Origin of the sequence: Streptomyces fumanus (assembly GCF_014655295.1) — a bacterium.
Classification (GTDB): Bacteria; Actinomycetota; Actinomycetes; order Streptomycetales; family Streptomycetaceae; genus Streptomyces; species Streptomyces fumanus.
Genome location: NZ_BNBI01000002.1, coordinates 197,338 through 221,461, shown reverse-complemented (window position 1 = coordinate 221,461; position 24,124 = coordinate 197,338). Strand labels below are relative to the sequence as shown.

The following is a 24,124-nucleotide window of genomic DNA, read 5'->3' as shown; positions in this document are numbered from 1 at the left end:
CGTCACGTCGTCAGGTCCCGGCGGCGCAGTCCCGCCAGGCCGACCGCCGTCAGCAGCGCGGCCAGGGCCGTCAGCAGCAGGACCGGTGGCCAGTCCATCGCCGCGCCCGGCAGCTTCGGCAGGTGCCCGTACGGGGAGAGGTCCAGCACGGCCTCTGGCACGTCCAGGGCCGGTCCGATCCAGCCCAGCAGCAGCACCGCCCCGGCCACGCCCCAGGCCGCGACCGCCGCCCGGGGCAGCAGCCCGTGCAGCAGCACCGCCGCCCCGCCGATCACCCACACCGCCGGCACCTGCGCCAGGCACGCGCCGAGGATCGGCCCGGGGTCCCGGCCGTACCCGAGGGCGTACCCGCACCCGCCGAGCAGCAGGATCAGCACCGACCCGCCGAACGCGACCACCAGGTGCCCGGCGGCCCAGCGCAGTCTCCCCACCGCCCCGGCGAGCACGGGCTCGGCCCGCCCGGAGGTCTCCTCGCCGTTCAGCCGCAGCACCGAACCGGTGACGTACAGCGCGGCGATCAGGCCGAGGGTCCCGATCATCGCGGCCACGAACGCGTCGGTCACCCCGGCCTGTCCGCCCAGCCGGGCGATGATCTCCCGCGCCCCCTCGTTGTCACCGACCAGATCGGCCGCGCCCTCGGTCATCGCCCCGTACACCAGCCCGGCGACGAAGAACCCGGCGCTCCACCCGAGGACCGAGCCGCGCTGCAACCGCCGGGCCAGCGCGCCCGCCGTGCCCAGGCGGCCGTGCGCCGGTCCCGGCCGGGTCGGCAGGAAGCTCATGCCGACGTCCCGGCGGCCGGTCAGCCCGTACGCCACCGCGCCCTGCGCCAGCGCCGCCCCGGCGATCAGGAGCAGCACCCACCAGCGCTCCCCGGCGAAGGGCCGCAGGTTCTCCTGCCAGCCCAGCGGAGAGACCCAGGTCAGCGGCGAGGAGCCGTCCGTGGTGGCCGAGTCGCCCGCCGCCCGCAGCACGAAGGCGGCGCCCAGCGCCCCGGCGGTCAGGCCCCGGGCCAGCCGCGCGCTCTCGGTGAGCTGGGCGGCGATCGCGGCCATGGTGGCGAAGACCAGGCCGGTGCCCGCGACCCCCGCCCCGAAGGCGACCGCGCCGGTGGCGCCCCGCGCGGCCAGCCCGGCGGCGAGCAGCACCGCGAGCACGGCGTCGGCGGCGGCGGCGGTCAGCAGGGCCGCGGTGAGCGGGGCGCGGCGGCCGACCATGCCGGACTGGACGAGTTCCTGCCGGCCGCTCTCCTCCTCGTCCCGGGTGTGCCGGACCACGATCAGCAGGCTCATCACCGCGGCCAGCACGGCGGCGTACACCCCGACCCGCCAGGCGGTGAGCGCGCCCAGGGAGTCGCCGAAGAGCGGGCCGACCATGGCCCGCAGCGAGGAGTTGGTCTCCATCTGCCGGATCAGGTCGGCGCGTTCGGCCGCCGTGCCGTACAGGCTCTCCAGGGTGCCGGGCATGGAGAGCACCAGCAGGGTGTTGACCGCGACCCAGACCGGGATCAGCACCCGGTCCCGGCGCAGGGCGAAGCGCAGCAGCGTGCCGGTGCCGGCCAGCGGGCGGAACCCGCCGGGCCGTACCGCGAGGGCCGTGGCGGTCATCGGGTCTCCTGGTAGTGGCGCAGGAAGAGTTCCTCCAGGGTGGGCGGGGTCGAGGTCAGCGAGCGGACGCCGGAGGCGCCCAGCGACCGCAGGACCGCGTCCAGGTGCCCGGTGTCCACCTGGAGCCGCACCCGGTTGCCCCGTACGTCGAGGTCGTGCACGCCGGGCAGCCCCGCCAGCCCGTCGGGCGGACCGGCCAGCTCGGCGGTGACGCTGGTCCGGGTCAGATGGCGCAGCTCGGCGAGCGAACCGCTCTCCACCGTCCGCCCGTTGCGGATGATGCTGACCCGGTCGCACAGCTCCTCGACCTCGCTGAGGATGTGGGAGGAGAGCAGGACGGTGCGGCCCCGGTCGCGCTCCTCGGCGACACAGCGCTGGAAGACCTCCTCCATCAGCGGGTCCAGGCCGCTGGTCGGCTCGTCCAGGATCAGCAGGTCGACGTCCGCGGCGAACGCGGCGACCAGCGCGACCTTCTGCCGGTTGCCCTTGGAGTACGTGCGGCCCTTCTTGGTCGGGTCCAGCTCGAACCGCTCGATCAGCTCCGCGCGCCGCCGGGTGTCGAGGCCGCCGCGCAGCCTGCCGTACAGGTCGATGACCTCGCCGCCGGAGAGGTTGCGCCACAGCGTCACGTCCCCGGGGACGTACGCGATCCGGCGGTGCACCTCCACCGCGTGCGTCCACGGGTCGTGGCCGAGGACCTGGGCCGCGCCCGAGTCGGCGCGCAGCAGGCCGAGCAGGACGCGGATGGCGGTGGACTTGCCGGCCCCGTTGGGCCCGAGGAACCCGTGCACCTCGCCGGCCTCCACCTCCAGGTCCAGGCCGTCGAGCGCGTGCGTGCGGCCGAACGACTTATGCAGGCCGGAGACGCTGATTGCCTTCGTCATGGTTTGGAGCGTACGCTTTTTTCAGAATCTTGTGAAGTTAAGAAACCGTCACGATGTGCGGGATGATCGGGGCATGACGGAATCAGGACCAGGGCGCGATCCGGCGGCGGTGTCGAGGTTCGTCGAGGGCTTCGCCGCCCAGCTCGTGGAGGCCGGGATGCAGCGGATGCCGGCCCGGGTGTTCGCCGCGCTGCTCGCCTCCGACGCGGGCACCCTGACCGCGGCCGAACTCGGCGACCAGCTCAAGGTCAGCCCGGCCGCCGTCTCCGGGGCCGTGCGCTACCTCGCCCAGCAGCACATGGTGTCCCGGGAGCGCGAGCCGGGCTCCCGGCGGGAGCGGTACCGGGTGCACAGCGACCAGTGGTACGAGACCCTCACCAACCGCGAGTCGATCCTCAAGCGCTGGGCCGCCGCCCTCGGCGAGGGCATCCGCAGCCTCGGCCCCGAGACCCCGGCCGGCCGCCGCATGGCCGAGACGCTGGCCTTCTTCGAGTTCATCGACGGGGAGATCGCCGCGATGATGGAGCGGTGGCGGGAGCACCGGGACGAGCTGTTCCCCTGACCACCGGGTGACGGGGGCGCCGCCCGGACCGGACCCGCGAGCTCAGCGCGTCGGCAGCGTCAGCCCCCACGCCCCCTCCCGTACCGTCCAGGTCCGTCTCCCCACCGGGCCCGACTCGACCGCGTCGGCGCGGTAGCGGAAGTGGGCGCCGGAGACCGTGACCGTGCGGCCCGCCGCCGTCAGGGGGGAGGCTTCCGCGCCGACCGACAGCGGCCGGACCTCCACCTCGGCCACCCCGGCCGTGCCCGGCACCACGGACACCGCCTCCACCGGCTGGTCCAGGTCGACCAGCGTCACCCCGTCGACCTCCACCCGCAGCCGGGCCGGCCCGGCGCCCACCTGCGCCCCGGGACGGACCGGACGCGGATGCGCCAGCGTCCGTACCAGGGAGTGGTAGGTCCGCAGCCAGGGCCGCGCCCCGTCCGCCGCCCCGTCCGCGGCCCCCTCCGCCGCCGCGCCGAGGCCCCGGCGCGGCACCGGCGGGATGCCCACCGCCCCCAGCACCACCCCGTCGCTGTCGTCGACGAGCAGGTCCAGCCGCCGCTCCGCCCCCTCCAGCACCGCCCGCGCCGCCGCCACCGCCCCCGTCGGCACCCCCAGCGACCGGGCCAGGCCCAGCACCGGACCGACCGGCACCAGCGACAGCGCGCACCCGGCCAGCTCCCGGTGCCGGTGCAGCAGCGTCACCGCCCGCAGCAGCGCCCGGTCGTCGCCGACCACCACCGGCCGCCGCGACCCCCGCCGGCGCAGCGCCCGAGCGAACTCCTCCGGCCCGTCCGGCAGGCACACCTTCGTGTGCGCGGCACCCGCGCTGAGCACGTCCTTCGCGATCCGGACGGACTCGCCGTCGGCCCGCCGGGCGACCGGGTCGATGACCAGCAGCAACTGATCGGGCCTCGCGGAAGTCGCCACCTCGGCCATGCCTCGCTTCCTCGGGTAGCATCTTTGTGCAAGAGCCCCTTGCGCTGTTGCGCCAGGGGCTTCGTCTATTCCGGGGCACCCGGTCCGACGGTTGGCGGCCAACGACGGTCGCGGTGCGCGCGGCACATCGGTTCCCGCGCGCGCCCTCGACCTTGGACATGCCCCGCCCGGAAGGGGTGTACGCGCGTGCCCGCACTTGTGCTGCTCGGTGCTCAGTGGGGTGACGAAGGCAAGGGAAAGGCGACGGACCTGCTCGGTGGTTCCGTCGACTATGTGGTGCGCTACCAGGGCGGCAACAACGCCGGCCACACGGTAGTCGTGGGCGACCAGAAGTACGCCCTCCACCTGCTCCCTTCCGGAATCCTGTCCCCCGGCTGCACGCCGGTCATCGGCAACGGCGTCGTCGTCGACCCGTCGGTCCTGTTCTCCGAGCTGAGCGGGCTGAACGAGCGTGGCGTCGACACGTCCAAGCTCCTGATCAGCGGCAACGCCCACATCATCACGCCGTACAACGTCACCGTGGACAAGGTGACCGAGCGCTTCCTGGGCAAGCGCAAGATCGGCACCACCGGCCGCGGCATCGGCCCCACCTACGCCGACAAGATCAACCGCGTCGGCATCCGCGTCCAGGACCTCTACGACGAGTCGATCCTCACCCAGAAGGTCGAGGCGGCGCTGGACGTCAAGAACCAGATGCTCACCAAGCTCTACAACCGGCGCGCGATCGCCGTCGGCCAGGTGGTCGAGGAGCTGCTGGGCTACGCGGACAAGCTCCGCCCGTACGTCGCCGACACCGTGCTGGTGCTCAACCAGGCGCTGGACGAGGACAAGGTGGTCCTCTTCGAGGGCGGCCAGGGCACCCTGCTGGACATCGACCACGGCACGTACCCGTTCGTGACCTCGTCGAACCCGACCGCGGGCGGCGCCTGCACCGGCGCCGGCGTGGGCCCCACCCGGATCAGCCGGGTCATCGGCATCCTCAAGGCGTACACCACCCGGGTCGGCGCGGGCCCGTTCCCGACCGAGCTGTTCGACGAGGACGGCGAGGCGCTGCGCCGGATCGGCGGCGAGCGGGGCGTCACCACCGGCCGCGACCGGCGCTGCGGCTGGTTCGACGCGGTGATCGCCCGCTACGCGACCCGGGTCAACGGCCTCACCGACTTCTTCCTCACCAAGCTCGACGTGCTCACCGGCTGGGAGCAGATCCCGGTCTGCGTGGCGTACGAGATCGACGGCAAGCGCGTCGAGGAGCTGCCGTACTCGCAGTCCGACTTCCACCACGCCAAGCCGGTCTACGAGATGCTGCCCGGCTGGAGCGAGGACATCAGCAAGGCGAAGACCTTCGCCGACCTGCCGAAGAACGCCCAGGCGTACGTGAAGGCGCTGGAGGAGATGTCCGGCGCCCCGATCTCCGCGATCGGCGTCGGCCCGGGCCGGGACGAGACGATCGAGATCAACTCGTTCCTGTAGGCCCCGGCACCGGCCCCGCACCGCACCGACCGCGACCGCCGCCGTTCGGCCCCCTCTCAGGGGGCGTCGGCGGCGGTCGCGGTCAACTGAAGACGATCATCGAGCCCTGGGCCAGGCTCCGGGTGGCCGCCGCGTGCAGGCCCAGCCAGACGTGCCGTTCGCGGGCGAAGGGGCTGGGGTCGTAGGGGGCGGCCACGGCCCGTTCCTCCAGCTCCGTGGGGGCCGGCGGGGGCTGGGGGGCCGGCGGGGGGTTGAGCGGGTCGATGCCGATCGCCGGAGCGACCGTCTCCAGCTCGCGCAGCAGGCCGTGCGAGGAGCCCAAGGGGCCGCCGCCGGCCAGCAGTTCGTCGCTGGACAGCGGATGCGGGAAGTCGACGGGGACGTACGCGCCCGCGTGGTCGTAGTGCCAGACCAGGTGCGACTGCTGGGCCGTCGCCTCGAACATCTCCAGCAACTGCTCGTAGTCACCGCCCAGTTCGTCCACCGGCGTCACCGGCAGCCCGCACAGCCGCAGCAGGTGGGCGCGGCGCAGGAAGTGCAGCGCGTCGTAGTCGAAGACGGCCACCGGGGCCACCTCGCCGGAGAGCCCCGGCATGTACTGGTACACCGGCACCGGCGGCAGCCCGGCCGCGGCCAGTGCCTTGTCGTACTGCGCGAGTTCCTCGGCGAACGGGTTGTCCGGCGTGTGGCACAGGATGTCGACGAGCGGTACCAGCCACAGGTCACAGGCCAAAAGAGGGCTCCTCACACAGCACGGCGATCCGGATCACGTGGTCAGGAAGGGTAGTCGGTGCGGTAGGCGGCGCGATGGGCGATGCGGTGGGCGGCGCGATGGGCGGTGCGGTGGGCGTGCGTCGGTCGTGCAGACCCCATACCCACGAGCGCCCCGGCAACCCCGCACCGGCCCGTCATCGGCCGCCGCCGGCCGTGCCGGTCATCCGCCGGTGAGCCGCTCGATCAGCGCGAGGGAGTGCGCGTTGTACGCGGCGACGCACCCGCGGGCCGCCTCGGCGTCCCGCCGGGCCAGCGCGTCGACCAGCTCGGTGTGCCCGGACCACAGCGTGCCGCGCAGATCGCTGAGCCGGCGCAGGTGCTGCACGGTGCACACCCAGCTCTGCACCCGCAGCCGGTGCAGGAAGTCGGAGAGGTAGGGGTTGCCGAACAGGGCGCTCAGCTCCCGCCAGTAGCGCAGGTCGTAGCCGATCAGGACGGTGAGGTCGCCGGCGATGGCCGCGCGCTGCGCCTCCTCGCCGCGCCGCCGCACCCCGGCGAGGGCGGCGGCCAGCCGGGGCCCGTCGACCAGGTCGGCCCGGCCGTCCGCGAGCGACCGGAACATGCCGTCGGTGACCAGTCCGCGGGCCTCGACCATGCCGCGGTAGTCGTCGGGGGAGTACTCGTGGACCCGGAAGCCGCGGTGGTGGTCGGCGTCCAGCAGCCCCTGCGCGGACAGGTCGACGAGCGCCTCGCGGACCGGCGTGGCGGAGACGCCGTACTGCTCGGCGATCTCCTTGACGGTGAACTCCTGCCCCGGCTTGAGCCGTCCGGCCAGGACCTCGTCGCGGAGCGCGTCGGCTATCTGCCGCCGCAGGGTGCTGCGCGTCACGGCACCGTTGCCGGTGGGGCCGGGCATGGTCGGGCGGTCTCCTCGTCGCGTCCGGGCACGGCGGGCGCCAAGCGCGCGGCGGCGGCCACCCCGGTGCGCGGGGGGCCGCCTGCGCGTGTATGGGCGGCGTGCGCGTATATGTCTCCGAGCACGCCACCCTACGCGTTCGAATCCCGTTCGCGTCCCGTCCCGCGACGTGGACTACGCGGTGTGCTCGTCCGCCACGGACAGTGCCGCGTCCAGCGCCGCCAGGCCGTCCTTCAGCTCCGCCTCGGTCACCGTGCAGGGCGGGACGACATGGGTGCGGTTCATGTTCACGAACGGCCAGAGCCCGCGCGCCTTCGCGGCGGCGGCGAAGGCGGCCATCGGCGCGTTCGCCTCCCCGGTCGCGTTGTACGGCACCAGCGGCTCCCGGGTCTCCCGGTCCCGGACCAGCTCCAGCGCCCAGAACATGCCCACCCCGCGCACCTCGCCCACGCTGGGGTGCCGCTCCGCCAGCTCCCGCAGCGCCGGTGCGAGGACCGTCTCGCCGAGCCGGGCGGCGTTCTCCACGACGCCCTCCTCGGCCATGGCGGTGATCGTGGCGACGGCGGCGGCGCAGGCGAGCGGGTGCCCGGAGTAGGTCAGCCCGCCCGGGTACGGCCGCTTGGCGAACGTCTGCGCGATCTCGGCGGAGATCGCCACCCCGCCCAGCGGGACATAGCCGCTGTTCACGCCCTTGGCGAAGGTCATCAGGTCGGGCACCACCCCGTACAGGTCGGCCGCGAACCAGGTGCCGGTCCGCCCGAAGCCGGCCATCACCTCGTCCAGTACGAAGACGATCCCGTACTTGTCGCAGATCTCCCGCACCCCGGCCAGGTAACCGGCCGGCGGCACCATGATCCCGGCCGTGCCCGGAATCGTCTCCAGCACGATCGCGGCGACGGTCGACGGCCCCTCGAAGGCGATCGTCGTCTCCAGGTGCTCCAGCGCCCGCGCGCACTCCTGCTCCTCGGTCCCGGCGTAGAACCGCGACCGGTACAGGAACGGCGCCCAGAAGTGCACGACCCCGGCCGTCCCGCTGTCCGAGGCCCAGCGGCGCGGGTCACCGGTGACGTTGATCGCCTGCTGGGTGCCGCCGTGGTACGAGCGGTACGCGGAGAGCACCTTGGGGCGGCCGGTGTGCAGCCGGGCCATCCGCACCGCGTGCTCGACCGCGTCCGCGCCGCCGTTGGTGAAGAAGATCTTGTCCAGGTCGCCCGGCGTCCGCTCGGCGATCAGCCGGGCCGCCTCCGAGCGCGCCTCCACGGCGAACGCGGGCGCGAAGGTGGCCAGCTTCGCCGCCTGCTCCTGGATCGCGGCGACGACCTTGGGGTGCTGGTAGCCGATGTTGGTGAAGACGAGGCCGCTGGTGAAGTCGAGGTAGCGGTTGCCGTCGTAGTCCCAGAAGTACGACCCCTCGGCGCCGGCGACGGCGAGCGGGTCGATGAGTTCCTGCGCGGACCAGGAGTGGAAGACGTGCGCGCGATCGGCGGCCTTCACCGCGGCGCCGGCCTGGGGGTCGGTCTGAGGCGTCATGCGGCCGAGGGTAGATGTCCGCGATGCGGAAAGGGTATCGGCGTCCTGTCTGCCGGACGGCCCTTTCCACGACAGGGTGTCGACGCCCGGACCACCGGGGGCGCCGCCCGTCCGGAGACCTGGTTGAACAACCGGCGAACATCGCCCGACGGACCGGACGCACCGCCTCGTACACCCGTACGGTGTGCAGACGACCGAACCGGACGCGCATCGGCGGGGGCGCCACAGTGGAGTGGTTGAGCGCGGAGAACGTGGTCGCCGTGGCCACGGCGATCCTCGGCATCGCCGCCTCGGGCGTGATGCTCTGGTTCGAACGCCGGGTGCCGCGCCGCAAGCGCATCGGCTACCGCGTCCAGATGGACAATCCCATCGGCGACGACGTCCGCTCCGGCCGCGCCAACCGCCGCCTCGGCCTCTTCGACGAGACCCCGGGCATGACGGACGCCACCCTCGTCCTGCTCCGCGTCGAGAACGACGGCTCCCAGGGCATCGGCCGCGACGACTACACCGGCCCCGAGCCGCACGGCCTGACCGCGGTCTTCGCCGACCGCACCATCCGCGGCGTCTCGGTCACCCAGCCGTCCGGCACCGGCCATCTGATGGACCACTTCACCGCCGGCCGGGGCTTCGGCTACGAGGGCAACACCCTGCGCATCCCCCGCGTCCCCCTCAACCGCGGCGACCACTTCAAGCTGCTCGTCCTGCTCTCCGGCGGCGACGTGGGCAGCGACATCCGGCTGTTCGGCGGCATCCGGGACGGCGACGTCCACCCCAACCGCAGCGCCACCCCGGACGACACCCCGCCGCTGTTCGGCCGCGCCGCCCGGCTGATCACCATCCTGCTCACCGTCTGCGTGGTCACCCTGGCCGGCCTGGTCGTCGCCCAGGACGGCACCCCGCCGCCGATCGGCTGCGAGAGCGGCACCCTGACCCTCACCGGCTCCACCGCCTTCGCCCCCGTACTGCGCGAGGTGGCCCGCTCCTACGAACGGGACTGCGCGGAGGCCGGTGCCGAGATCGTCGTCGACGCCCACGGCTCGACCTCGGGCGTACGGGAGCTGGCGGCGGCCGGCGCGGCCCGCGCGAAGGGCTCCCCGCCCGTGGTCGCCCTCTCCGACGGCCCCAAGCCCGGCGGCCTGCCCGAGCTGCGCGAGAACCGGGTCGCGGTCTCCGTCTTCGCCCTGGTCGTCAACGACGCGGTACGGCTTCCCGGCGACAACCTCTCGACGGCGGACGTACGGCGCCTCTACCGGGGCGAGATCACCAACTGGCGCCGGCTCGGCGGCCCCGACCTCCCGGTCCGGCTGGTCAGCCGCGACGCCAACTCGGGCACCCGGCAGGTCTTCCAGCGCCGGGTGCTGGGCCGGGGCGAGATCGCCAACTCCTCCCTCGACTGCGTCCACCGGGACGACCCCACGGCCGCCGTCGTCCGCTGCGAACTCGACTCCACCGAGCAGGTCCTCGGCACGGTCGCGGACGTCCCCGGCGCGATCGGCTACAGCGAGCTCAACCTGGCCGGCCGGGCGGACGGCGTACGCCGCCTCGACCTCGACGGCGACCCCCCGTCGGTCGACGCCATCGAACACGGCACCAGCGCCTACCCGTACCGCGAGATCGAGTACGCCTACACCTACGGCCGCCCCCCGGCCGACTCCCTCGCCTCCAGCTTCCTGACCTACCTCACCCGCGGCAACGGCCAGAACATCACCCGCACCCACGGCCACATCCCCTGCTGGACCCCCACGTCCCTACGCCTCTGCACCAACTGACCCACCCGCGCAACCCACCCACCCACCCACGCAACCCACCCACCCGCCCATCCGCGCACTCGCGCGACCTGCCCACCCGCCCACCCGCGCACCCCGCCCCACCGCGGGCATTCGTGCCGCCTAGGGCGGCACGGGTGGGCGCGGCGGCACCCCGCCACGCCGGGCCGCGCGACGCCCCCGCCCCAGCCCCAACGCCGCTCACCCGACAACGCGGCCCGGCGCAAACCGAGCCCCGCCCTACCGAGCCCCGCCCTACCGAGCCTCAGGAGGCCGCTGCCGAGGCATATGCGGCCGCGCCCCCCCCACCACCCCCCCGAACCGCCCCTGCACCACCGCCCCCTCAACCCCCCGCCCCACCGCCACCTGGATCCCCGTCGGCGCCGCCCCCGTCCGGAACTCCACCATCCAGTCCACCGTCTCCGCCCGCACCAGCTCCGCCACGTCCTCCGAGAACCTCCGCAGCACCAGCAGACACCGCTCCGCCGCCTCCCCGGCCGTCCCCTCCGCGGGCCCCAGCACCTCCCGCACGCTCTCCGACGCCCAGTCGAACTGGAGCACCTGCAACCTCCGCTGCACCGCCTGCGCCGTGGCCACGTCCCGCATCCACCCGGACGTCAGCCCGAGGTACCGGTCCCCGGCCACGCACGCCACCGCCAGCAGCAGCGCCAGATACCCCCAGGGAGCCACCCCGCCGACCACCCCGGCCAGGTCCAGCAGCGGCAGCGCCGCCGCCGCCACCGCCCCGACCACCGTGCCGCCGCGCAGCGCCCGCGCGCCCCGCCGCTTCCCCGTCCGGTCCGCGAGGTACCAGGCCGCCGTGTCCAGGGCCCCGCGCTCCACCCACCGGTAGAGCTCGTCCAGCCGCTCGGCCGGAAGTCCCCAGTCCCCGAGCGGGAACGCCCGCCCGTTCAGGTCGCCCGGCTCACCCCGCCCCACCCCGGCCGTCCCCTCGGGCTGCTTCTCCGGCTGACCCACCAGGCACTCCCAACCGACCACACTGATCACGTTGCGTGACGACTCCGCCGCACCCTTCCTACCGCCCACTGGGTGGCGAAGGGTCCGGTTCCGCCGCTTTTCCGCCCGGAAGGGGTCGCTGATCAGGTGGAGGCCCGGCGTCCATCTCACTCGAAAGAGTGCTGGGGCGAGGGCCGCCCGGACCACGTAGGCTCGTGCCGAACGGGAAAACCCGTAGCGATAGGAGCTGATCGTGATCCCCGGTGGTGGCCAGCCCAACATGCAGCAGTTGCTCCAGCAGGCCCAGAAGATGCAGCAGGACCTGGCGAACGCCCAGGAAGAGCTGGCGAGGACCGAGGTCGACGGGCAGGCCGGCGGCGGACTGGTGAAGGCCACCGTCACCGGCTCCGGCGAGCTGCGCGGCCTGGTGATCGATCCCAAGGCGGTGGACCCGGAGGACACCGAGACCCTCGCCGACCTGATCGTCGCCGCGGTCCAGGCGGCCAACGAGAACGCGCAGACGCTCCAGCAGCAGAAGCTCGGCCCGCTGGCCCAGGGCCTGGGCGGCGGCAGCGGCATCCCGGGCCTGCCTTTCTAAGACCGCCCGGCCCCTCTACCGTACGTATCAAGGAACCCCAGGAAGGACGGCAGTCCGTTGTACGAAGGCGTGGTCCAGGACCTCATCGACGAGCTGGGGCGGCTGCCCGGCGTCGGTCCCAAGAGCGCGCAGCGGATCGCCTTCCACATCCTCCAGGCGGAACCCACGGACGTACGGCGCCTCGCGCACGCCCTGATGGAGGTCAAGGCGAAGGTCCGCTTCTGCGCGACCTGCGGGAACGTCGCACAGGAGGAGCTGTGCAACATCTGCCGCGACCCGCGCCGGGACCCCGCCGTCATCTGCGTGGTGGAGGAGCCGAAGGACGTCGTGGCCATCGAGCGCACCCGGGAGTTCCGCGGCCGGTACCACGTGCTCGGCGGCGCGATCAGCCCCATCGACGGCGTCGGCCCCGACGACCTGCGGATACGGGAACTGCTCGCGCGGCTGGCCGACGGGGCGGTCACGGAGCTGATCCTGGCCACGGACCCGAACCTGGAGGGCGAGGCCACGGCCACGTACCTCGCCCGGATGATCAAGCCCATGGGCCTCAAGGTCACCCGCCTGGCCAGCGGCCTCCCGGTGGGTGGCGACCTGGAATACGCGGACGAGGTGACCCTCGGCCGGGCCTTCGAGGGGAGACGACTCCTAGATGTCTGACGCCACGCTGCACGCGACCCACCAGAACCCGGACGACTTCGCGGTCCAGATCGCCGACCAGATCGAGAGTTTCCTGGTCGCCGTCACCGAGGTGGCGAGGGGCGACGAACCGGCCTCGGCCGTCCCCTTCCTGCTCCTGGAGGTCTCCCAGTTGCTCCTGGCCGGCGGCCGCCTCGGCGCCCACGAGGACATCGTCCCGGACGAGCGCTACGAGCCCGACCCGGGCCCGGAGCAGGACGTGGACGAACTCCGCGAGAACCTCGCCCGCCTGCTCGACCCGGTCGACGTCTACTCCGAGGTCTTCGACCCGTACGAGCCCCGCAAGGCGCCCGTCCCGGCCCGGATCTCCGACGACCTCACCGACGTCATCACCGACCTCCGCCACGGCATGGCCCACTACCGGGCCGGCCGCACCTCGGAGGCCCTGTGGTGGTGGCAGTTCTCCTACTTCTCCAACTGGGGCTCCACCGCCTCCGCCACCCTCCGCGCCCTCCAGTCGGTCGTCGCCCACGTCCGCCTCGACCAGCCGCTGGCCGAACTCGACGGCCTCGACACGGACGAGGACCTCGGCGACGAGACACTGGAGGCGGAGGCCGGCCGCGTCATGGTCGAGGAGATCGCGGGCCCACTGGGCCTGCGCCCGGTCAAGTAACGGCCCGGCGGAGCGCCGCCGCGTCCACGTACGGGGCGGTCGCCGTCGGCGCGCTGTACCAGCGCAGCGGCCAGGTGTTGCCCTCCAGGGCCGGGACGCCGACGTACGTGACCGTCCCCGTGCCCGTGCCGCCCAGCAACTGCACGCCGAGCGGCCACTCGTACGCCGCGATGGCGCCCGGCGGCAGCAGGAAGTACAGCCACCGTCCGCCGCTCACCTCGCTCACGACCGGCCCGGCGTCCTCGTCCGTCGCCTCGACCAGCCAGTCGGCGACCAGCTCGCCCCGGATGCCGTCGATCCGCACGGCGTCGAAGTGCACGCCCGCGAGGCACAGTTGATGCCCGGCGAGGGGGACCCACGCGGGCCGGTGAATTACGTTCATCATGGTCACACGCTGCCGCGCACGCCGCTACGGTCGGTAGTGACATGGGGGTCACACACCGTGGTGTAGCGCGTGGAGGTGCGTGCAGTGTCCGAGTCGCCGATCATGTGGCGTTTCGTGGGGAACCAATTGAAACGCTGGCGCACCAAGGCGCACGTGAGCCGCGAGCAATTGGCGTCCGCCTCCAACTACGCCCCGGACACCATCAAGGCGATGGAACAAGGGGTGCGGATGCCGACCGCCCGGGTCCTCGACGTGGCCGACGAGTTGTGCGGGGCGGGCGGCCTGCTGAGCGCCGGGAAGGAGTACCTGACCAGGGAGCGATTCCCGGCGCGGGCTCGGGAGTTCATGGAGCGCGAGAAGGAGGCGATCAGCCGTTGGTCCTACGAGGTCACGCTGATTCCGGGCCTCTTGCAGGTCGAGTCGTACGCGCGGACTTTGATCGAGAACCGGCTGCCGTCCCTGGACAAGGAGACGGTCGAGGAGCGCATCACGGCCCGCATGGAGCGGCAGGCCATCCTGACCCAGGAGAAGCCGCTGGTGTCGTTGAACTTCGTGCTGTACGAGGCCGTCCTGCGCAGTCCCCAGGTGAGCGTCGAGCAATTGCGGCGCTTGGTGGAAGTCACCGAGCTGAGGAACGTGTCCGTACAGGTGCTGCCGTTCGAGCGGGCCAGCGCCACCGCGCTGATGGGCCCCATGGTGCTGCTGGAGACCGGCGATCACGAGCGGTACGTCTTCTCGGAGGGCCCGTTCGCCAGTGAGCTGTCGGCCGATCCGGATGCCGTCAGCCGCGTGACCGAGCGGCTTAGTATGATCCGCGCCCAGGCCCTCGGCCCCGTTGAGACGGCCCATTTCATCGAGCGGATGGTGACCAGTCATGAGTGACCGACTGCAATGGATCAAGTCGAGCTACAGCGACGACGAGGGCGGCGATTGCGTCGAGGTCGCCCTCACCCCCACCATCCGCGTCCGCGACTCCAAGAACCCCCCGAACGGCCCCCAGCTCCACGTCACCCCCGCCACCTGGACCGCCTTCATCACCGCAGTTCAGCCCGAGGGCTGAGACCCCGGAGCCGAGCATTTTCATGGGGTTGCTACCTCGTACGGGTGACGTTCCATGGTCGGCTTGCGTCACTACGTGCAGGCCACCTAGGTTCACGGCAACTGCCCAACTGAGGCGGCCCCGTTATTTCGCCCGACGACGACTGGAGGCGACCATGCCCCCGCAGCGGCGCACGCGCGGCCCCGGGCGCGACGCGTTCCGTCCGGTCCCCACTTCGAGGCGCTGGAAGTCGTGAGCGTGCAGGACGTGCCGGTCGGGGCACCATGGTGTCGAGGAGGCGACGCCATGACCCCCAGGACCGGGCACCGGCCGCAGATGTCCGTCGAGGAGTTCGAGGAGCTCGACCGGCATGCCCCGGAGACGGTGCGGCTGGAGTTCATCAGGGGAAAGGTCGCGGTCAAGCCCATGCCGGACGGCAACCACAGCGAGATCGTCGCCTGGCTGCAGATGATCTGCATGCAGCACCGCCCCGATCTGTGGCTGCACGCCGAGCGGGGCCTCAAGACGGAGGGCTACCGCAAGGGCCGGGCGCGAGCGGACGGCGTACTAGTGCCCAGGGGCGCGTTCAAGGGACACGGTGAGTGGTCGCCGCCCGACAGCGCCCTGATGGCCGTGGAAGTGACCTCATGGGACGTCGATGCCGCGCAGCGGGACCGCGTGGAAAAGCCCGACGGGTACGCGGCCGCCGGGATTCCGGTCTACCTCCTCATCGACCGGGACCATCACTCGGTCGTCGTGTTCAACCAGCCGGAGAACGGCCACTACCAGCACGAGGAGAAGCTGCCCTTCGGCGCGACTGTCAAGCTCCCCGATCCGGTCGGCATCACCCTCGACACCGAGGCCCTCAAGGAACTGGCCGACTGAGACGCCCCCGCTTGTGAATGTGTGACCCCTGGCACGTTCCGAGTGGCCCGGGTGGCCGGTGGGCAGGAGGCTGCCTGGACGGGCGGGACGCCGGTAGGTCTCACCATGCGGTATCGCAGGGGGGAAATTCGGGCGCTCGTTAGACTGAGCCGACCGCAGTACATATACGTACGTGCGGAAAGAGACGGATTGAGCGAGGAGCGCACGTGGGCCTTGTCGTGCAGAAGTACGGAGGCTCCTCCGTAGCCGATGCCGAGGGCATCAAGCGCGTCGCCAAGCGGATCGTGGAAGCGAAGAAGAACGGCAACCAGGTGGTCGCCGTCGTTTCCGCGATGGGCGACACGACGGACGAGCTGATCGATCTCGCCGAGCAGGTTTCCCCGATCCCTGCCGGGCGCGAGCTCGACATGCTGCTGACCGCCGGAGAGCGGATCTCCATGGCGTTGCTGGCCATGGCGATCAAAAACCTGGGCCACGAGGCCCAGTCCTTCACCGGCAGCCAGGCAGGTGTCATCACCGACTCGGTCCACAACAAAGCCCGGATCATCGACGTCACCCCGGGCCGGATCCGCACCTCCGTGGACGAGGGCAACATCGCCATCGTGGCCGGCTTCCAGGGCGTCAGCCAGGACAGCAAGGACATCACCACGCTGGGCCGCGGCGGCTCCGACACCACGGCCGTCGCCCTCGCCGCCGCGCTCGACGCGGACGTCTGCGAGATCTACACCGACGTGGACGGCGTGTTCACCGCCGACCCGCGGGTGGTGAAGAAGGCGAAGAAGATCGACTGGATCTCCTTCGAGGACATGCTGGAACTCGCCGCCAACGGTTCGAAGGTGCTGCTCCACCGCTGCGTGGAGTACGCCCGGCGGTACGACATCCCGATCCACGTCCGGTCCAGCTTCAGCGGACTGAAGGGCACGTGGGTCAGCAGCGAGCCGATCGAGCAAGGGGACAAGCAGGTGGAGCAGGCCATCATCTCCGGTGTCGCGCACGACACCTCCGAGGCCAAGATCACGGTCGTCGGCGTGCCGGACAAGCCGGGCGAGGCCGCCGCGATCTTCCGTACGATCGCCGATGCCGAGATCAACATCGACATGATCGTGCAGAACGTGTCCGCCGCCGCCACCGGCCTGACGGACATCTCGTTCACGCTGCCCAAGGCCGAGGGCCGCAAGGCCATCGACGCCCTGGAGAAGAACCGCTCCGGCATCGGCTTCGACTCCCTGCGCTACGACGACCAGATCGGCAAGATCTCCCTGGTCGGCGCCGGGATGAAGACCAACCCGGGGGTCACGGCCGACTTCTTCAAGGCGCTCAGCGACGCCGGGGTGAACATCGAGCTGATCTCGACCTCCGAGATCCGTATCTCGGTCGTCACCCGCAAGGACGACGTCAACGAGGCCGTCCGCGCCGTGCACACCGCCTTCGGCCTGGACTCCGACAGCGACGAGGCCGTGGTGTACGGAGGCACCGGCCGCTGATGGCCGCACGCGAACGGCCCCCCCGGGCCGGTCGGCCGACGCTCGCGGTGGTCGGTGCCACCGGCGTCGTCGGCGCCGTCATGCTCCGGATCCTGTCCCAGCACGCGGACATCTGGGGCGAGATCCGCCTGATCGCCTCCCCGCGCTCGGCCGGCCGCAAGCTGGCCGTGCGCGGCGAGGAGGTCGAGGTGGTGGCGCTCACCGAGGACGCCTTCGACGGGGTGGACGTCGCCATGTTCGACGTACCCGACGAGGTCGCCGCCGAGTGGGCGCCCCTCGCCGCCGCCAAGGGCGTGGTGGTGGTCGACAACTCCGGCGTCTTCCGGATGGACCCCGAGGTCCCGCTGGTCGTGCCCGAGGTCAACCCGCACGCGGTACGGATGCGCCCGCGCGGCATCGTCGCCACCCCCGACTGCGCCACGCTGTCGATGATCGTCGCGCTGGGCGCGCTGCACGCCGAGTTCGGGCTGCGCGAGCTGGTCGTCTCCACGTACCAGGCGGTGAGCGGGGCCGGGCACGCGGGCGTGCGGACGCTGCGCCGGCAGATGTCCCTGGTGGCCGGCACCGACCTCGGGACCCACCCCGGCGACCTGCGGCGGGCCGTCGGCGAGGAGACCGGCCCGTTCCCGGAGCCGGTCGCGCTGAACGTCGTACCGTGGGCCGGGTCGCTGCGGGAGGACGGCTGGTCGTCGGCGGAGATGAAGCTGCGGGACGAGTCCCGCAAGATCCTCGGGCTGCCGAAGCTGCCGGTCGCCGTGACCTGCGTACGGGTGCCGGTGGTCACCACCCACTCCCTGACCGTGCACGCCCGCTTCGAGGGCGAGGTCACCGTCGGGGCGGCCCGCGAGATTCTGGCCACCGCGCCCGGGGTCGTGCTCTTCGACAACCCGGCCGCCGGGGAGTTCCCCACCCCCGCCGACGCGGTCGGCACCGACCCGACCTGGGTCGGCCGGGTCCGCCGGGCCCTGGACGACCCCACCGCGCTGGAACTCTTCGTCTGCGGCGACAATCTCCGCAAGGGCGCCGCGCTCAACAGCACGCAGATCGCCGAACTGGTCGCCGCCGAGCGGTTTTAGCGGCTTTTATAGGATCTCGGGTTGTGATGTGCGCCGGAAAGTGGTCCGGACCACTTGATCAATGTCCCGCCGCATCAGAGGATTTCCTCCCCGCCCTCCGCAACCACGCGGACGGCGGGGAGCGTCTTTGCGGTCACCCATCCGGGGCGTGGGGACGCCGTGGAACGGACGTGGGGACGTCTGTTCCCTAGGGGATATAGGGGAAGAGCGGGACGCATGAGGGCAAATGATGCACCGTCGGTTGCGCTGCCCGGCGCCGGAACGAAAACGAACGTGACCCTCGGCACGTACAACCCTCACCGGGGTGAGGGGGTCCAACTGGCGTGGCAGAGGTACTCGACTTCCCCGTGGCGACGCGCGGCACGGCCCTGCGGCCGCCCCGCCGGCCCGCTCAGGCGGCCGGCGCGGCCGGTGGCATGCCGGTGATCGCGCCGATGCCCGCCGCGCAGCCCGCGCCCCTTCCCGGTCAGCGTGACGGTGCCGAGGAGGTCACGGCGGCGGGCACCACCGTCGACCACCTCACCGAGACGTACCGCACCCACTACCGTTCGCTGCTCGGCCTCGCCGCGCTGCTGCTCGACGACACCGCGTCCTGCGAGGACGTCGTCCAGGAGGCGTTCATCCGCGTCCACTCGGCGCGCAAACGGGTCCGCGACCCGGAGAAGACCCTGGCCTACCTGCGGCAGACGGTCGTCAACCTCTCCCGTTCCGCCCTGCGCCGCCGCATCATCGGGCTGAAGCTGCTCTCCAAGCCGATGCCCGACATGGCGAGCGCGGAGGAGGGGGCGGGCCTACGACCAGTTGGAGCGGGACTCCCTGATCAAGGCCATGAAAGGACTCCAGCGCCGGCAGCGCGAGGTCCTGGTCCTGAGGTACTTCGCCGACATGACCGAGGCGCAGGTCGCCGAGACGCTCGGCATATCGCTGGGCTCGGTCAAGGCGTACGGATCACGCGGCATCGCCGCCCTCAGGCTCGCCATGGGGACACCGGCATGAGCGACGGCCATGGCGCGCGGCGCGAGCCGGACGAGCAGGAGTCGAAGCACACGCACGCTGGGAACGGAACTGTGAACCACGGCCCCGACGACCAGGGCCCCGACGTGCAGGGGTCCGACGGACTTCGCCATCGACTGCGCTCGGCCTCCCCGGCTGGGGGTGGGCCCATCGGTGACGGGCCCGGAGGCGGGCTCGCGCCGGACGAGGAAGCGCTGCGCAGGCTGCTGCACGAGGCGGTCCAGGAGGTGGAGCCGCGCGACGGCACCCTGGAGTACCTGCGGCGGGCGGTCCCCGCGCGGCGGGCGCGCAAACGGCAGGCCGCCGTCGGCCTGGCCGCCGCCGCCCTCTTCGTCGGTACGGCGATCCCCGCGCTGGTGCACGTCTCCCACTCCACCGGCCCCGGCGCCAACCCCTCCGTCGCCGGCCACGCCTCCCAGGCCCAGGGCGGCGTCGGCCAGGGCAAGGACCCGGCGGGCGGCGAGGGCGCCACCGTCGGCTCCGACCAGGAGGGCAAGCACAAGGAGAAGCCCGAGTCCGAGGAGAAGGGCAAGGACGAGAAGGAAGCCTCCGGGCCCGGCGCCGGGGGCGGCGGCACCGACCCGTCGTCCAGCAGCGCGCCCGACGCCGTCCCGTGCACCGCCGACCAGCTCGGCACCCCCATCGCCTCCAGCGCCGCCCCCGACTCCACCGGCGTGGTCTACGGCTCCTTCCGGGTCGGCAACGTCTCCTCGGCGAGCTGTACCGTCGCCGGCCCCGGCTCGGTCGGCGTGAGCGCCCAGGGCGCCGCCGACCCCGCCCGGGTCAGCACCGCCCGGCACGTCGCCGGGGACCCCGCGGCCGGGCTGCCAGACCCGTCCCTGGAGGCCGGGAACCTGCTGCTCAAGCCGGGCGGCGCCTACGAGGTGCGGTTCGCGTGGGTGCCCTCGGAGACCTGCCCGACCACGGGCGGCACCACCGGGGGCGCCACCGGCGGACCCTCGCCCGACCCGTCGCCGACCGGGGAGACGAGCGCCACCGGCGGCACCACCACGGGTGGTGACGGCACCGACAACACAACCACGCAGTTGCTCACGGCGGACACCCCGGCCGGCGGCAGCGTGACGGTGACGTACAGCCCGGAGACGGGCTCGGGCTCGGCGACGGCCACGGTGTCGAACGCGTGCGCGGGAACGGTGTACTGGACGGGCGTGCTGGCGGGGGCGTGAGCCGGGGCCGGATTCAGACGGGAAGCGGGCGGTTCAGACGGCGGACGGGCTACGGCCCTGCCGCTCCGCCGTCCCGTCCTCCGTCACCCCGTCCTCCGCCGGAGCCAGCCCCAGCTCCGCGTCCCGGATCAGCTCCACCTCGCGCCGCAGCAGCCGGAACCACATGAAGACCACGAAGCCGACGAAGGCGAACCACTCGGCGGTGTAGCCGAGGTTCTGGAACGCCTTCATGTCCAGGCCCGAGTTCTGCGCCGCGCTCACCGGCACGGCCCGCATCCCCGAGTCGCCGTGGTTCAGCGTGAGCCACGCGTCGTACACGTCGTACGGCACCAGGTTGACCAGCGAGGCCGCGCTGATCGCGGCGGTCTGGCCGGCGGGCAGCCCGCCCCGGGCGCTCACCCCGTTCTCACCGGGCGTCTCGGTCGCCTGGAGCGCGCCGGTGACGGTGACCTCGCCGGACGGCGGGGCCGGCGCCTTCGCCGGGTCGGCGTCGCCGGGCAGCCAGCCCCTCACCACGGGCAGGGCCTCGCCGGAGTCGGTGCGCAGCAGGGTCAGTACGTAGAAGCCGCGCCGCTCGTCCAGGTCCCGGTCGGGGACCAGCAACTGCTTGTCGTAGCGGCCGGTGACGGTGGCCTGCCGGTTGACGGTCTCCTGGTCCACGGGCAGCAGCTCGGCCAGCGGCCGGGCGGCCTCCTCGCGGGCCGTGGCGGCCTGGGTGTCCGCCGCGCGGTGGTCGTCGACCCGGTCCTCGAACCGGCCGAGCTGCCAGGACCCCATGAAGACGCAGAAGGGGATGGCGAGCACGACGAAGACGTTGATCCCCCACCAACGGGGCGTCAGCAGAAACCGGTACACGCCCTCAACGGTACGGGTCCGGCGCGGCGGCCCGGCCCCGGGGTCGCCTCCGGACGGGTGGCGCGGGAAGTTATCCACAGGCTGGGGACCTGATCTGCGCGATGTCGCAGGGGCGCGGCAGTATGGGGGAATGACTGAGCGCAACGGATCCGTCTCGCGGGAGCAGCAGGAGCAGCAGGAGCAGGACAAGAAGAATGGGCGGGTCCCGGGCGGGGAGATGCCCGACTGGGAGAAGCGGTTCCGGGCGCCCCGGGTGTCGCTGCCCGACTGGGCGGAGGACGCACCGGACCGTTCCCTGTTCGTGTCGAACGCGACGGGGACGTACGAGCTGTACGCCTGGGACCGCGCGACCGGCGAGCAGCGCCAGGTCACCGACCGGCCCAACGGCACGACGGACGGGGTGCTCTCACCGGACGGCGAGTGGATCTGGTGGTTCGACGACAAGGACGGCGACGAGTTCGGCGTCTGGCGCCGCCAGCCCTTCACCGGCGGCCCGGACGAACCGGCGGTTCCCGGCCTCGACCCGTCCTACCCGGCCGGCCTCGCCCTCGGCCGGGACGGGCGCACCGCGGTGATCGGCCGCTCCACCGACGAGGAGGGCACCACCATCCACCTGGCCCGCGCGGGGCAGGAGCCGGTGGAGATCTACCGGCACCGCGAGTCCGCGGGCGTCGGCGACCTCTCGCACGACGGCACCCTGATCGCCGTCGAGCACACCGAGCACGGCGACGCCATGCACTCGGCGCTGCGCGTCCTGCGCCCCGACGGCACGACCGTCGCCGAGCTCGACGACACCGAGGGCGGCACCCGGGAGCTGGGCCTGGAGGTCCTCGGCTTCGCGCCGGTCGACGGCGACACCCGCCTGCTCATCGGCCACCAGCGCCGGGGCCGCTGGGAGCCGCTGGTGTGGGACGTGGCCACGGGCGAGCAGACCGACCTGGCGCTGGAGCTGCCCGGCGACGTCAGCGCCGAGTGGTACCCGGACGGCGGGGGCCTGCTCATCGTGCACAGCTTTGAGGCCCGCAGCGAGCTGTTCCGCTACGACCTGGCGCAGCGCGAGCTGCTGGAGCTCCCCACCCCGCCCGGCACGGTCTCGGGGGCCACCGCGCGCCCCGACGGCAGCGTGGAGTACCTGTGGTCCTCCGCCGCCGAGCCGTCCGCGGTCCGCTCCACCCGCGGCGGGGTCGTCCTCGACCCGCCCGGCCTGAAGTGCCCGCCGTCGGTCCCGGTGGAGGACGTGTGGGTCGAAGGACCGGGCGGCCGCGTGCACGCCCTGGTCCAGAAGCCGGCCGGCGCCACCGGTCCGCTGCCGACGGTCTTCGACATCCACGGCGGCCCGACCTGGCACGACAGCGACTCCTTCGCCGCGGGCCCGGCGGCCTGGGTCGACCACGGCTACGCGGTGGTCCGGGTCAACTACCGGGGCTCCACCGGTTACGGCCGGGCCTGGACCGACGCCCTGAAGCACCGGGTCGGACTCATCGAGCTGGAGGACATCGCGGCGGTGCGCGAATGGGCGGTCACCTCCGGCCTCGCCGACCCCGAGCGCCTGATCCTCACCGGCGGCTCCTGGGGCGGGTACCTCACGCTCCTCGGCCTCGGCACCCAGCCGGACGCCTGGACCCTGGGCATCGCCGCGGTGCCCGTCGCCGACTACGTCACCGCGTACCACGACGAGATGGAGGGACTGAAGGCCCTCGACCGCACCCTCCTCGGCGGCACCCCCGAAGAGGTCCCCGACCGCTTCGAGGCGTCCTCCCCCCTCACCTACGTCGACCAGGTCAAGGCCCCCGTCTACATCTCCGCCGGCGTCAACGACCCCCGCTGCCCCATCCGCCAGATCGAGAACTACGTCGACCGCCTCCAGTCCCGCGGCCACACCCACGAGGTCTACCGCTACGACGCGGGCCACGGCTCCCTGGTAGTGGACGAACGCATCAAACAACTCCGCCTGGAACTCTCCTTCGCAGAACGCCACCTGCCGACCCACTGAGCCCGGCCCGGGCGACCCGGGCCGCACCGGGGTGCGGGCCGGGGGCTCACGTCCGGGCGGCCCGAGCCGGGTCGGGTCGCGGGCCGGGACTAACGTCCGGGCGTACCGAGTCGGCTCGGGCCCGGGGCCCCACCTCCAGGGCGACCGAGTCGGGTCAGGGTGCGGGCCGGAGGCCCACGTCTCGGCGGACCGATCTGACACGCGCCAGACGTCCACCTCCAGGCGGACCGAGTCGGGTGGTGGGTGGGCATAGGCCGGGGGTCCAGGGGGCGGAGCCCCCTGGCCGGCCCACTGCACACCCGCCACCTCCACCCCCACCCCCTGACCGATCCCGGCATCAAGAACCCGTAAAGATTGCCGAATCCCGGCAATGACCCCCCACCACCCCCAATGCAACGATCCCTCCCACCGGAGATCAGCGACGGGCGAGAGGGGGCAGCACACATGGCCTGGTTTCTCGGCCTGGGCATCACGGGGACCGTGCTGCTCGCCCTGTCGCTGATCTTCGACGGCGTACTCGACGGAATACTGGACGGCGCCCTCGACGGCTGGCTGTCCCTCCCGGTCATCGCCGGATTCACGGCGATGACCGGCTTCACCGCCGCCATAACCCTCGGCACCGGCACCACCGGCCCCACCGGCGCCACCCTCACCGGCGCCCTGGCCGGCACCGGCACGGCCTGGCTGACGTACCGCCTCAGCCGCGCACTGATGCGCGACCAGACCTCCGTCACCCCCACCACGGACCACCTCCTCGGCACCTCCGGCAAGGTGGTCACCGCCATCCCGGCCGACGGCTACGGCGAGGTACTGCTCCGCCTGGCCGGCCAGCCCCTCAAGTGCGCGGCCCGCAGCACCGCCCCGGTGCCCCTCGGCACCGAGGTGTGGGTGGAGGCGGCCCCGACCCAGACGTCGGTGATCGTCCGCCCGGTGCACCACTGACCCCCACCCTCCTACGTACACCCACACCCA

Annotated in this window: 23 protein-coding genes and 1 pseudogene; 15 read left to right on the top strand and 9 right to left on the bottom strand. The window is 72.6% G+C overall.

Features of this window, described 5'->3' with window-relative positions:
- Positions 1–2: 2 nt before the first annotated feature.
- On the bottom strand, positions 3–1,607 hold the full coding sequence (locus IE316_RS05220) for an ABC transporter permease (protein WP_190202929.1): 1,605 nt from the start codon (positions 1,605–1,607) through the stop codon (positions 3–5).
- A complete protein-coding gene (locus tag IE316_RS05215) occupies positions 1,604–2,491 on the bottom strand; it encodes an ABC transporter ATP-binding protein (protein WP_190202928.1) in 888 nt (295 codons plus the stop codon). Before IE316_RS05215 ends, IE316_RS05220 begins: the two co-directional genes overlap by 4 nt.
- Positions 2,492–2,564: 73 nt before the next feature.
- Here IE316_RS05215 and IE316_RS05210 point away from each other — a divergent pair, with 73 nt between their 5' ends.
- Complete coding sequence (locus IE316_RS05210; protein WP_190202927.1) at positions 2,565–3,053, top strand: GbsR/MarR family transcriptional regulator; 489 nt, start codon at positions 2,565–2,567, stop codon at positions 3,051–3,053.
- Between the two features lie 42 nt (positions 3,054–3,095).
- On the opposite strand, the gene IE316_RS05205 is transcribed toward IE316_RS05210, so the two are convergent.
- On the bottom strand, positions 3,096–3,974 hold the full coding sequence (locus tag IE316_RS05205; RefSeq protein ID WP_190202926.1) for a diacylglycerol kinase family protein: 879 nt from the start codon (positions 3,972–3,974) through the stop codon (positions 3,096–3,098).
- 186 nt (positions 3,975–4,160) lie between these two features.
- Between IE316_RS05205 and IE316_RS05200 the strand changes: the two genes are divergently transcribed.
- Positions 4,161–5,444, top strand: a complete 1,284-nt coding sequence (locus IE316_RS05200) for an adenylosuccinate synthase (protein ID WP_190202925.1) — start codon at positions 4,161–4,163, stop codon at positions 5,442–5,444.
- A gap of 82 nt (positions 5,445–5,526) precedes the next feature.
- Here the strand turns inward: IE316_RS05200 and IE316_RS05195 are convergent, their stop codons facing one another.
- The 3 genes from IE316_RS05195 to IE316_RS05185 all read right to left on the bottom strand — a co-directional run bounded on the left by IE316_RS05195 (position 5,527) and on the right by IE316_RS05185 (position 8,604).
- Positions 5,527–6,177, bottom strand: coding sequence for a putative DNA-mimic protein (locus tag IE316_RS05195; protein ID WP_190202924.1), 651 nt, complete (start codon positions 6,175–6,177; stop codon positions 5,527–5,529).
- 201 nt (positions 6,178–6,378) lie between these two features.
- Positions 6,379–7,074 carry a GntR family transcriptional regulator gene (locus IE316_RS05190; protein WP_190202923.1) on the bottom strand — a complete coding sequence of 232 codons (696 nt, stop codon included), beginning with the start codon at positions 7,072–7,074 and terminating at the stop codon, positions 6,379–6,381.
- Positions 7,075–7,248: 174 nt separating this feature from the next.
- Positions 7,249–8,604 carry an aspartate aminotransferase family protein gene (locus IE316_RS05185; protein WP_190202922.1) on the bottom strand — a complete coding sequence of 452 codons (1,356 nt, stop codon included), beginning with the start codon at positions 8,602–8,604 and terminating at the stop codon, positions 7,249–7,251.
- A 227-nt stretch (positions 8,605–8,831) separates the two neighbouring features.
- Between IE316_RS05185 and IE316_RS05180 the strand changes: the two genes are divergently transcribed.
- On the top strand, positions 8,832–10,373 hold the full coding sequence (locus IE316_RS05180) for a substrate-binding domain-containing protein (RefSeq protein ID WP_190202921.1): 1,542 nt from the start codon (positions 8,832–8,834) through the stop codon (positions 10,371–10,373).
- Positions 10,374–10,625: 252 nt separating this feature from the next.
- Here the strand turns inward: IE316_RS05180 and IE316_RS05175 are convergent, their stop codons facing one another.
- On the bottom strand, positions 10,626–11,348 hold the full coding sequence (locus IE316_RS05175; protein WP_190202920.1) for an SLATT domain-containing protein: 723 nt from the start codon (positions 11,346–11,348) through the stop codon (positions 10,626–10,628).
- Between the two features lie 232 nt (positions 11,349–11,580).
- Here IE316_RS05175 and IE316_RS05170 point away from each other — a divergent pair, with 232 nt between their 5' ends.
- From IE316_RS05170 to IE316_RS05160, 3 genes are read left to right on the top strand one after another with little or no spacing between them, the layout of a single operon-like run.
- Entirely contained in the window at positions 11,581–11,925 is a 345-nt protein-coding gene (locus IE316_RS05170; RefSeq protein WP_190202919.1) for a YbaB/EbfC family nucleoid-associated protein, read from the top strand.
- Positions 11,926–11,982: 57 nt separating this feature from the next.
- On the top strand, positions 11,983–12,582 hold the full coding sequence (recR, locus tag IE316_RS05165; RefSeq protein ID WP_190202918.1) for a recombination mediator RecR: 600 nt from the start codon (positions 11,983–11,985) through the stop codon (positions 12,580–12,582).
- Positions 12,575–13,234 carry a DUF5063 domain-containing protein gene (locus IE316_RS05160; protein WP_190202917.1) on the top strand — a complete coding sequence of 220 codons (660 nt, stop codon included), beginning with the start codon at positions 12,575–12,577 and terminating at the stop codon, positions 13,232–13,234. The genes recR and IE316_RS05160 overlap by 8 nt, the downstream gene beginning before the upstream one ends.
- Here IE316_RS05160 and IE316_RS05155 read toward each other — a convergent pair.
- Entirely contained in the window at positions 13,227–13,619 is a 393-nt protein-coding gene (locus IE316_RS05155) for a hypothetical protein (RefSeq protein ID WP_308438893.1), read from the bottom strand. The two genes, IE316_RS05160 and IE316_RS05155, sit on opposite strands and share 8 nt — an antisense overlap.
- Before the next feature lie 102 nt (positions 13,620–13,721).
- On the opposite strand from IE316_RS05155, the gene IE316_RS05150 reads away from it, so the two are divergent.
- The 7 genes and pseudogenes from IE316_RS05150 (at position 13,722) to IE316_RS05120 (ending at position 20,304) form a co-directional block, all read left to right on the top strand.
- On the top strand, positions 13,722–14,501 hold the full coding sequence (locus IE316_RS05150) for a helix-turn-helix domain-containing protein (protein ID WP_190203283.1): 780 nt from the start codon (positions 13,722–13,724) through the stop codon (positions 14,499–14,501).
- Positions 14,494–14,679, top strand: coding sequence for a DUF397 domain-containing protein (locus IE316_RS05145; RefSeq protein WP_190202915.1), 186 nt, complete (start codon positions 14,494–14,496; stop codon positions 14,677–14,679). The genes IE316_RS05150 and IE316_RS05145 overlap by 8 nt, the downstream gene beginning before the upstream one ends.
- A 285-nt stretch (positions 14,680–14,964) precedes the next feature.
- The gene (locus IE316_RS05140) at positions 14,965–15,543 is read left to right on the top strand and encodes a Uma2 family endonuclease (protein ID WP_190202914.1); all 579 of its coding nucleotides are present in this window, start codon (positions 14,965–14,967) and stop codon (positions 15,541–15,543) included.
- 206 nt (positions 15,544–15,749) lie between these two features.
- Complete coding sequence (locus IE316_RS05135) at positions 15,750–17,027, top strand: aspartate kinase (protein ID WP_190202913.1); 1,278 nt, start codon at positions 15,750–15,752, stop codon at positions 17,025–17,027.
- The gene (locus IE316_RS05130; protein ID WP_190202912.1) at positions 17,027–18,103 is read left to right on the top strand and encodes an aspartate-semialdehyde dehydrogenase; all 1,077 of its coding nucleotides are present in this window, start codon (positions 17,027–17,029) and stop codon (positions 18,101–18,103) included. Before IE316_RS05135 ends, IE316_RS05130 begins: the two co-directional genes overlap by 1 nt.
- A gap of 416 nt (positions 18,104–18,519) precedes the next feature.
- A pseudogene (locus IE316_RS05125) lies at positions 18,520–19,099 on the top strand (SigE family RNA polymerase sigma factor).
- On the top strand, positions 19,096–20,304 hold the full coding sequence (locus tag IE316_RS05120; RefSeq protein ID WP_229910205.1) for a hypothetical protein: 1,209 nt from the start codon (positions 19,096–19,098) through the stop codon (positions 20,302–20,304). The pseudogene IE316_RS05125 and the gene IE316_RS05120 overlap by 4 nt, the downstream one beginning before the upstream one ends.
- Positions 20,305–20,337: 33 nt before the next feature.
- Here the strand turns inward: IE316_RS05120 and IE316_RS05115 are convergent, their stop codons facing one another.
- A complete protein-coding gene (locus IE316_RS05115; RefSeq protein ID WP_190202911.1) occupies positions 20,338–21,159 on the bottom strand; it encodes an SURF1 family protein in 822 nt (273 codons plus the stop codon).
- Between the two features lie 130 nt (positions 21,160–21,289).
- On the opposite strand from IE316_RS05115, the gene IE316_RS05110 reads away from it, so the two are divergent.
- Both IE316_RS05110 and IE316_RS05105 read left to right on the top strand, forming a co-directional pair.
- The gene (locus IE316_RS05110) at positions 21,290–23,152 is read left to right on the top strand and encodes a S9 family peptidase (RefSeq protein ID WP_190202910.1); all 1,863 of its coding nucleotides are present in this window, start codon (positions 21,290–21,292) and stop codon (positions 23,150–23,152) included.
- Between the two features lie 444 nt (positions 23,153–23,596).
- Complete coding sequence (locus IE316_RS05105; RefSeq protein WP_190202909.1) at positions 23,597–24,094, top strand: NfeD C-terminal domain-containing protein; 498 nt, start codon at positions 23,597–23,599, stop codon at positions 24,092–24,094.
- Positions 24,095–24,124 lie beyond the last annotated feature (30 nt).